Annotated in this window: 8 protein-coding genes; 4 read left to right on the top strand and 4 right to left on the bottom strand. The window is 73.4% G+C overall.

What is annotated here, in order from left to right; genetic code table 11:
- The first annotated feature begins 203 nt into the window (after positions 1-203).
- Positions 204-893 (top strand): nucleotidyl transferase AbiEii/AbiGii toxin family protein, encoded by a 690-nt coding sequence (locus tag ACIGAN_RS17010; RefSeq protein ID WP_399858276.1) that lies wholly within the window; start codon positions 204-206, stop codon positions 891-893.
- Here the strand turns inward: ACIGAN_RS17010 and ACIGAN_RS17005 are convergent.
- A complete protein-coding gene (locus ACIGAN_RS17005) occupies positions 856-2,088 on the bottom strand; it encodes an MFS transporter (protein WP_399858274.1) in 1,233 nt (410 codons plus the stop codon). The two genes, ACIGAN_RS17010 and ACIGAN_RS17005, sit on opposite strands and share 38 nt — an antisense overlap.
- A 69-nt stretch (positions 2,089-2,157) precedes the next feature.
- On the opposite strand from ACIGAN_RS17005, the gene ACIGAN_RS17000 reads away from it, so the two are divergent.
- Both ACIGAN_RS17000 and ACIGAN_RS16995 read left to right on the top strand, forming a co-directional pair.
- Positions 2,158-3,141, top strand: a complete 984-nt coding sequence (locus ACIGAN_RS17000) for an ArsR/SmtB family transcription factor (RefSeq protein ID WP_399858272.1) — start codon at positions 2,158-2,160, stop codon at positions 3,139-3,141.
- A 9-nt stretch (positions 3,142-3,150) separates the two neighbouring features.
- Positions 3,151-3,660, top strand: a complete 510-nt coding sequence (locus tag ACIGAN_RS16995; RefSeq protein ID WP_399858270.1) for a glutathione peroxidase — start codon at positions 3,151-3,153, stop codon at positions 3,658-3,660.
- Positions 3,661-3,803: 143 nt separating this feature from the next.
- Here the strand turns inward: ACIGAN_RS16995 and ACIGAN_RS16990 are convergent, their stop codons facing one another.
- The 3 genes from ACIGAN_RS16990 to ACIGAN_RS16980 form a co-directional block, all read right to left on the bottom strand.
- Entirely contained in the window at positions 3,804-3,995 is a 192-nt protein-coding gene (locus ACIGAN_RS16990) for a DUF397 domain-containing protein (RefSeq protein WP_114253634.1), read from the bottom strand.
- Between the two features lie 196 nt (positions 3,996-4,191).
- A complete protein-coding gene (locus tag ACIGAN_RS16985; RefSeq protein ID WP_311681551.1) occupies positions 4,192-5,049 on the bottom strand; it encodes a helix-turn-helix domain-containing protein in 858 nt (285 codons plus the stop codon).
- 253 nt (positions 5,050-5,302) lie between these two features.
- Complete coding sequence (locus tag ACIGAN_RS16980) at positions 5,303-6,058, bottom strand: GOLPH3/VPS74 family protein (protein ID WP_365745072.1); 756 nt, start codon at positions 6,056-6,058, stop codon at positions 5,303-5,305.
- A gap of 235 nt (positions 6,059-6,293) precedes the next feature.
- Between ACIGAN_RS16980 and ACIGAN_RS16975 the strand changes: the two genes are divergently transcribed.
- Positions 6,294-9,068 (top strand): D-alanyl-D-alanine carboxypeptidase, encoded by a 2,775-nt coding sequence (locus tag ACIGAN_RS16975; protein WP_399858266.1) that lies wholly within the window; start codon positions 6,294-6,296, stop codon positions 9,066-9,068.
- Positions 9,069-9,101 lie beyond the last annotated feature (33 nt).

Genomic DNA, 9,101 nt, shown 5'->3' with positions numbered 1-9,101 from the left:
CTCCTACTTCACGGCCCCCGGCCGCTTCGCCACGGAGTGCGCCCAGGCGGCCCCCTGGATCGCCGCGGGCCCCCCCCCCCCCCCCCCCCCCCGGGGCCCCCCCCCCCCCCCCCCCCCCCCCCCCCTCCCGTTCGGGCGGCCGGCGCTCACCCGTCCGCATCGGCCGTCCGGGCCCTCGGCCGCCGCCCGGCGATAATCAGGGCATGTCCGCCCCGCCCGCGCACCCGCAGCCCGTCAGCCGGCTCCTCGGCGATCTGGTCGCGGTGGGCGAGGCCTACGCGCTCGTCCTGGCCGGCGGGTCCGCGGTGCTGGCGCACGGGCTGGTGGACCGGGGCGGGCGGGACGTGGACCTCGCCACCGAGCACCCCGCGGGCATGGACGCCATCGCCGACGCGGTCCGCACCGGGCTGGTCGGGCGCGGCTGGCTCGTGCAGACGCTGCAGACCGAGCCGCTGTCCGCCCAGTTCCTCGTCACCGACGCGGCGACCGGCGAGGAGTGCCAGGTCGGCCTCCGCAAGGAGGTGCTGTGGCGGCCGCCCGTGCCGACCCGGCTGGGACCGGCCCTCTCCCGCGACGACCTCGCCGGCACCCTGGTGCGGGACCTGGCCGACCGGGGACTGGCCCGCGACCTGGTCGACGTGCACGCCGTCTCGGCCCGCTGGAGCCACCCGGAGCTGGAGGAACTCGCCCGCCGCCACGCCCCGGACACCTTCGACCCGACCGATCTCCAGGCCCGGTTGACCGGCACGGACTGGCTGGACGACAGGGCGTTCACCTCCCAGGGCCTGGACGCCGGGGACGTGGCCGGGCTCCGCCGCTGGGCGCAGGAGTGGGCCGACGACATCGCGGAACGGCTCATCGAGGGCGAGGCCCCGGAGGAGACGGACGGCTGACCGGCCGTCCCCCGCCCGCCGGCGGCGACGTCCGCCGCCGCTGCCGCCCCTCCGCCGCCGTCAGCGCCAGGGTCACCCCCGCCGACACCACCGCCAGCGCCGACATCGCCCGGGCGGGCGAGGTCAGTTGCGCCACCGCCCCGGCCAGGGCCGCCGCCACGCCCTGCATGGTGAGCATCCCCGCCGAGTGCAGGCCGAGGGCATGGCCCGTCAGCTCGTCCGGGGTCAGCGCGACCAGCCGCTCCTGCTGCACCAGGCTCGCGCCGAAACCGGCCGAGGCCACCGTGACGGCGGCGGCCGCGAGCGGCAGCGGCGGGTGCAGGAGGAACGGCACGTAGGGCAGGGCCAGGAGCAGCAGCAGGGGGAAGCCGAGGCGGGGGCGCAGCCGGGGTGGGACCAGGCGGCCGACCAGCACGTCCCCGGCGAGCATGCCGAGCGCGGCGCAGGCGAACAGGGTGCCCGCGGCCCCGGGCGCGTAGGAGACGTAGAGGGATTCGCAGCCGACGATCAGGCCGTTGGGGATCCAGAGGGCCAGATAGACCTGGCGGCGCGGCGCGGACGACCACAGCAGGGCGTTGGCGCGCCAGGTCGCCGTCACGGAGGGGCGGCCCGTGGTGCGGGGCGGGCGGCGGGTCAGGCCCAGCCGGACCACCACGGCGGCGAGGGCGTACAGGGCGGCCGCGACCAGCAGCGAGGGCCGGGGGGAGAGCAGGGCCACCAGGGCGCCGCCGGTGGCGTAGCCGGCGATCTGCATGAGGCCGCTCATCATGTTGAAGACCGAGCGGCCCAGCAGATAACCGTCCTTGCCGACGATCTCGTTCAGCAGCCCCCAGCGCACTCCGCCGCCCACCGACTCGGCCAGCCCTCTGGCCAGGATCAGCGCGAAGAGCGACCAGACCGGCAGGCCGGGCAGGGCCAGGGCGGCGGTGGCCGCCGCGAAGAGCAGCGGCAGGGCCGTCAGGGCGGCGCGCGGGGGCAGCCGGTCGGCCGCCGAGAGCAGGAACGTCGCGCCCACCACCTGCACGAGCGAGGAGCCGAAGATGCTCAGCGCGGACAGCAGCGGCGAGCCGGTCTGCCGGTACACCAGCGTGCCCAGGGCCAGTCCGCCCATGGTCTGGGCGACCGTCTGCGCGGAGGCGGCCAGGAAGAAGGGGCTGAACTCGGGGGTGCGGAACAGATCGCGGTAGCTGCGCATGCGCGGAGTCTCGGAGCGGGCCGCGGGCCGGGAACAATGTTTCGCACACACGCGAAAGGAGGGGGTGGCGTGGGCTGGTGGCAGATCAACGCCGACACCCTCGCGGGGAGCCGTTTCGTGATCTCGCCGTTCGCGGAGGCCTTCGGGAGCCTGCGGCTGCTGCAGTCGGCCGAGGCGGCGCATCCCGGCGAGCGCCGGTGGCTCGACGCGCATCTGCCGGACTACCGGCGCCGGCTGGCCCGGGACCCGGTGACCGCGCTGCTCGTCCGGGCCGGCATCGGGGCGGAGTGGACGGCCGACTTCCTCGCCCCCACGCCGCTCGACGGGGAGACCTTCGAGGAGGCGGTCGCGCGGGTACGGGCGGCCTGCCCGGCGCGGGCCCGCGCCGACCTCACCGTCTCCCTGCGCGGCCCGGTCCCCGCCCGGCTGGAGCGGGACGACCTGCCCGAGCGCGCCGCCGACCTGCTGACGTACGTGTGGACCACGGCCGTGCGGCCGTACTGGGCCCGGCGGCGGCTCGTCCTGGAAGCGGATGTGACGGCGCGGACGGCCCGGGTCAGCCGCGGCGGCTGGGCGAGCGCGCTGGACACGCTGCGCCCGGGGACGCGCTGGCTGGGCGAGAACCGGCTGCAGGTCAACGCCCGGGAGTATCCGCCGCGGGAACTCTCCGGCGCACAGCTGGTGTTCGTGCCGATCACCACGCAGCGGATCGGCTGGGTGGCGTGGGAGGGGACGGAACGGTACGCGCTGGTCTATCCGTGCGCCGGTGCCCTCGCCGACCCGGGCGGCAGGCCCGTGCCCGCGAGTCTGGCCGCGCTGCTCGGCCGGGCCCGCGCCGGGGTGCTGGTGCGGCTCGGCTCCCCGCTGAGCACCAGCCAGCTGGTGGCCGTGACCGGCCAGGGGCTGGGCTCGGTCGGGCGGCATCTGCGGGTGCTGCGGGACGCCGGGCTGGTCGAGCGGCGGCGGGCGGGCAGGTCGGTGCTGTACGTGCGGACGGCGGCGGGGCAGGTCCTGGTGGAGGCCCAGGAGCGGTCGGCGACCCACCGGAGCTAGCATCCGCCCATGACGACTACCGACCACACCGGTTCCTCTCCCCTCGACGTCGAGATCGGCTCCCTGCAGGGCGGCCCCGCCGACCTGTCCCAGTACGCGGGCACGGTGGTGCTCGTGGTGAACGTCGCCTCCAAGTGCGGCCTGACCCCGCAGTACGCCGGCCTGGAGAAGCTCCAGGAGCGCTACGCCGGGCGCGGCTTCACGGTCCTCGGCGTGCCCTGCAACCAGTTCCTCGGCCAGGAGCCGGGCAGCTCCGAGGAGATCGCCGAGTTCTGCTCGGCGACGTACGGCGTGACCTTCCCGATGACGGAGAAGGTCGAGGTCAACGGGGAGAACCGGCACCCGCTCTACGACCGGCTGACCGGCTTCGCCGACGCCGAGGGGCACAGCGGGGACATCCGCTGGAACTTCGAAAAGTTCCTCATCGGCCGGGACGGCAGGGTCGTCGGCCGCTTCTCACCGCAGACCGAGCCGGAGTCGGCCGAGGTCGTGGCGGCGATAGAGGCCCAGCTGGCCTGACTCCGGTCACGGCTCGACCTCGCCCCGGGGGCCGGCGACCGCCGCCGGCGCCCGTGGGTACAAGCGGAGCCCTCTCGGCTAGGACGGCGATTCTGGTCGAGAGGGCTCTGTCGGTGGTGCTTGTGCTGTTGTCGAGCTCGCGGTCAGGCCTTGACCGAGGCCACGAAGGCGTTCCACGCGTCGGCGGGAAATGCCAGCTTGGGGCCCTCGGGAACCTTCGTGTCCCCGAGCTCCAGGGCCTCTTCGACGGTCGACCTGACCATCACGCAGGCGCCGTTGTTGTTGGTGTAGGAGGACGTCGTCCACGTTTCCGTGGCGCCCAGACGAATTGCCATGTTCGCTCCGTAGCCAGTTGCGTTTACGCCAACCCGTGCTGGTGGGTGGCGTGATCGACGCTACTCGCCCACATCCTCGTACGGAGCAGTCATTCACTCGACCGGATGGCATATTCCAGGGGAGACTTCCAGTCAGGCGTGTCAGGGGTGTAGCATCCCGCGCCTTGCCCGATGGAAGGCCTCTCGTAACGGCGGTTCAGCGTGCGTAGTCCTTCGCCAGGCGCTCGATGAGCTGCCGCGACTGGTCCACGTTCAGCGACTGGGCGCGCAGGTGCTCGTACATCACCGTGTACTTCTGCACGTCGAGCGGCTTCTCCAGGTACAGGTCGCTGGTGACGCCCTCGATGTACACGACGCTGGAGTCGGCCGCGTCGGCGAACTCCAGGATCGAGTACTGGCCGTTGATGCCGGCGTGCGCGCCGACCTCGAACGGCAGGACCTGCACGGTGATGTGGGGCAGCTGCGACATCTCGATCAGATGCTCCAGCTGCTCGCGCATCACTTCCTTGTTGCCCACGACCCGGTGCAGGGACGCCTCGTCCAGCACCACCCACAGCCGCAGCGGGTCCGTCTCGGCGGTGATACGGCCCTGCCGGCGCAGCCGGACCTCGACGCGCTTGTCGTTGTCCGCCTCCGACGCCTCCGGCGAACCGCCCCGGATGATGGCCTCGGCGTAGGCGCGGGTCTGCAACAGGCCGGTGATGATCTGGGGTTCGTAGACCCGCAGCGACTCGGCGTCCGTCTCCAGGCCGATGTAGACGGAGTAGGGGATGTCGCCGAAGGCGTGCCACCAGCCCTGCTGGCGCGAGTCCTTGGCCATCTGCATCAGCGAGTCGACGATCCGCTGGTCCTCGACCTCGTAGACCCCGCACAGGTCGCGCACGTCGCGCTGGCTGATGCTGCGCCGCCCGTTCTCCAGGCGGCTGATCTTCGACTGCGACACCAGCAGCCGCTCGGCCACTTCCTCCGCCGTCATGCCCTTGAGCTCGCGGAGCCTGCGGAGCTCCTGACCGAGCCGGCGCCGCCTGACGGTGGGATTGACATTGGACGCCACGGGACGTGCACCTCCGGCTGCGTGCCTCTACTTTGCGTATCTGCTGTTGAGCAGACTGCCACCAAGGTGCTTCCTACCGCTGGGAAACGGTGGATATGCGACGGGTACACGCCAGTTCGGCAGCGGCACGCCGAGCGGGGCGGCGAGAGTGGGTCCTCTCGCCGCCCCGCTCGGACAGCGGCTCCCGTGACCGGGCTCGTGGGGTCCCGTGATGTGTGCCGGTCAAAGGCGGTGCTCGGTGGTGCGGCGCGGCTCAGTGGGCCACGGCACGCGCCATGGATCCGTGGCGCGGTTGCATCGGAACGCCTCGGGCGGGCTCCGGTGCGGGCCTGGCTCCGGCGGCCGGACGGCCGGGCGTCGGGGCCGGGCTGCGGCGCGGCTGGGCCGCCACGCCGTTCTGGACGTCCATCACGGCGTGCGCGACGAGACCGCCCATGGGGTCGTGCCTGATCAGGTCCCTGAGCCGGGAGCGAGAGGAGCGTCCCTCGTTGCCCGGGTACAGGTGCTTGCCGAGGCCGACCGCGTGCGCCAGTGCGGCGAGCGCCGCGGTCCGCGGGTCCGGCGGTACGCCGGTGCGGATCGCGGAGTCCAGCCGGGCCCTGATCTCCCGGCTGATCTCGGTGTCCGTCGCCTGGTAGCGAGTCGTCGGCAGCACTCCGCACATCTGGCCCGCCACGGCATGCACCATGCCGCACCGCTCCAGATGCGAGAGGTAGGTCTGGCGGAGCCCCAAGCGCGGCCCGCCTATCCAGTGGACCGCCCGTACGGGAGCGCCGCGCCTTCGCAGCAACTCCAACGCGCAGTCCAGAGTCGGATCTCCAGTCGGCCGTGGTACCACCACGGCGATACGATCCCCGTCTGGGGCTATCCGTCCGGCCAGCGCCAGCTCCACTAGCTGTGCTCCGGCCAGACCGAGGTCGAGCGACTGCGGCTGTGCGGTGGTACCCGTGGCCGGGTCCAACGCCAGCAGCAGAAGCTCCTCCGGAAGTGTTCTGCGGCTCCTGCCCATCCATGCCTCCCCGCGTGGATGAATGACAGGGTGACCCCTCTCACATTGGTCTGTCGAGGGTGCGTGACCGGTTCGTAGTGGAACCAGTAGGTATGTCGTTCTCGTCTACCGGATGGGTCCGGTCCGCACACAGGACACTGGTACATGGTTCGGACAGCGCCGGAGAGCGTTGTCAGGGCGGCGGTTCACGGTTCGTACGCGCACGCGGGTGGTGCGGCGCGAGGAGGAGGCATCGGTGGCGGGCGAGTCCCCCGACAGGTCGAAGCAGCGCGAGTCGTCGGCAGAACCGACGTCGGGGAGCGCGGGTCCGGTTCCCGGGGCCAGGAGCGAGTCAGCGGACCCGCGGCTCGCGATGGCGCGGGAGGCGCGGAAGTCCTCGGGGCGCGTGAGCGTCGACACGGCGACGCGTGTGCTGTCGACGCGGACGGCCGAGGAACGGACGGCCGAGGAGCGGACGGCCGAGGAGCGGGGTGACGCGGAGCGCGGTACGAGCGACGCCGTCTCCGAGGAGTCCGCCGAGTCCGGGAAGCCCGGGGAGTCCGGGGAGCCCGGGGAGCCCGTGGAGGCGTCCGGCGGGGACTCCGGCGAGCGGGGTGCGGGCCGCTCCGGGGGCTCGGACGGACGGCTGCGGGAGGCGGTAGCGGCGTGGGTCGCCTCGGCCGACGACGACGAGAAGCAGTCGGGCGCGGGCACGAACTCGGGCACGGACCCGGGCACGGACTTCCGGGAGGCCGAGCGGGCAGACGGGGCCGACGAGACCGCTCCGCGCAGCCAGGAGGCTGCCGACGCGGCGGACAGGGCCACGGATGCCCGGGAGGCCGCTGAGGCGGCGTCCCAGGGCTCCCAGGGCTCCCGGGACCAGGACGAGGCCGAGGAGCCGGACGCGGACCGTTCCGCCGCGGCCGGTGGCAGCGCGCGCACGGGGAAGGCCGAGCCGGCCGGCTCCGCCGACGGTGAGGCCGACGGCACGACGGGGGGGACGAGCGCCTCCGCGGCGGCGGACAGCGCCGACGGCACGCCCGCCGGGACCGCGGCTTCCCGTACCTCCGGCGACGACGCCGAGACGGCGGCCGCCGCGCCGGAGCCCGACTCGGACACGACCGAGGGCACGGACGCGGACGACGCGGCATCCGGGGCCGGCGCCTCCGGGACCGACGGCGGCTCCCGGCCGGACACCGCCACCAAGCCGGCGCCCACCGACACCAAGCCCGCACCCACCGCCACCGGCACCGCCACCGGCACTGACGAGGACGCGGACGGCTCGGACGCCCCCGAGGCCGACGGCGAGTCCCGGCCGGACACCGACACCACCGAGCCCGCGCCCACCGGCACCGGCACCGGCAAGGACCCGGTGTCCGAGAGCGGCACCGGCAAGACCCCGGCCTCGGGTGCCGACAAGGCCGGCGACGGCAAAGCCAGCGACGATGCCGGCGACGGCACAGCCCGCGGTGGCGCTTCGGCCGGTGTCGATCAGCCCACCGCCGTCTTCAAGGCCGTGCGGCCCCCGGTCGATCAGCCCACCACCATGCTCAAGCTCGGCGGCGGCACCAAGGACGCCGACGCCGACGGGAAGGCGGACGCTCCCGAGAAGGACGCCGAGCGGACCAGCAAGTTCGTCGCGCTCAAGCCGCTGGACGACCCGGCGGCCCGGAAGCCCGTCCAGCCCGCCGACGCCACCGCCCCCGTCCCCGCCGTCGGCCCCGAGCGGACCACCCAGCAGCCGCTGCCGCCGAAGCCGCCGCTGGACCTGCTGGCCGAGCTGACGAACACGCCGCCGCCCCCGGAGACCCCGCTGCGCACGGCCGTGCGGCGGGTCAAGATCTGGACGCCGCTGGTGCTGCTGCTGGTGATCGTCTTCGCGGTCGTGCAGAGCGTGCGCCCGCTGCCGACGCCCACCCTCGACCTCACCGCGAAGGACAGCTACACCTTCGAGGGCGGTCAGGTCGACATCCCCTGGCCCGCCAAGGGCCAGGCCGCGCTGGACGTCCAGGGCATCGGCACGTTCGGCTCGTCCGGCGAGCAGAAGCCCGTGCCGATCGCCAGTGTCGCCAAGGTCATGACCGCCTACGTCATCCTGCGCGACCACCCGCTCAAGAGCGGCGCCGAGGGCCCGAAGATCAACATCGACCAGGCGGCCGAGGACCAGTCCGACGCCGGCCAGGAGTCCACCGTCGACGTCACCAAGGGCGACAAGATCACCCAGCGGGAGGCCCTGGAGAGCATCCTGATCGCGTCCGCGAACAACGTGGCGCGGCTGCTGGCCCGCTGGGACGCGGGGTCCGAGAAGGCGTTCGTGCAGAAGATGAACGACGCCGCCGAGGACCTCGGCATGAAGAACACGACGTACACCGACCCGTCGGGCCTGAACAACACGACCGTCTCGACGGCCGTGGACCAGGTGAAGCTCGCCAAGGCCGCCATGCAGCAGCCCGCCTTCCGCGAGGTCGCGGCGATGATGTCGTACGTCGACTACAAGGGCACCAGGCACGACAACTGGAACCGCCTGGTCGGCTCCAACGACGTCACCGGCATCAAGACCGGTACCACCACCTCCGCGCTCGGCAACCTCGTCTTCTCCGCGAAGAAGGACGTGAACGGCGAGACGCACCGGATCATCGGCGCGGTCGTGCGCCAGCCCGCCGGCGGTCCCGACAACACCATCCTGGGCGCCGCGCTCTACGAGGGCGACCGGCTGATCCGGGCCGCGCAGGGCGCGCTGGAGACGGCGACGATCCTGAAGAAGGGCACGGTCGTCGGGTACGCCGACGACGGTCTCGGCGGCCGTACGCCGGTCGCCGTCACCGAGGACGTCACGGCCGTCGGCTGGGCGGGCCTGTCGGTGAAGCTGACGTTCGCTGCGGACGACCTGCCGCACACGGCGAAGGCCGGCACGAAGGTGGGCACGCTCACCGTCGGGGACGGCAGCAGCGGTGCCGTGAAGGTTCCGGTCGCCCTCCAGGAGGACCTGGTGGAGCCGGGCTTCGCGGCCAAGCTCACGCGCATCGCCTGAGCCTGGGCGGCGCCCCGCGCGAGCGCACCCCGC

The sequence above is a fragment of the Streptomyces sp. NPDC085931 genome, assembly GCF_044540565.1.
GTDB lineage: Bacteria > Actinomycetota > Actinomycetes > Streptomycetales > Streptomycetaceae > Streptomyces.
Note: the sequence above shows the minus strand (reverse complement) of the source record. Positions and strands in the feature narration are given on the sequence as shown.

What these genes read in the sequence shown, in the direction of transcription:
- ACIGAN_RS17010 (WP_399858276.1), top strand. Translation starts at nt 204, where the DNA reads ATGTCCGCCCCGCCCGCGCACCCGCAGCCCGTCAGCCGGCTCCTCGGC.
- ACIGAN_RS16995 (WP_399858270.1), top strand. Translation starts at nt 3,151, where the DNA reads ATGACGACTACCGACCACACCGGTTCCTCTCCCCTCGACGTCGAGATC.
- ACIGAN_RS17005 (WP_399858274.1), bottom strand. Translation starts at nt 2,088, where the DNA reads ATGCGCAGCTACCGCGATCTGTTCCGCACCCCCGAGTTCAGCCCCTTC.
- ACIGAN_RS16980 (WP_365745072.1), bottom strand. Translation starts at nt 6,058, where the DNA reads ATGGGCAGGAGCCGCAGAACACTTCCGGAGGAGCTTCTGCTGCTGGCG.
- ACIGAN_RS16990 (WP_114253634.1), bottom strand. Translation starts at nt 3,995, where the DNA reads ATGGCAATTCGTCTGGGCGCCACGGAAACGTGGACGACGTCCTCCTAC.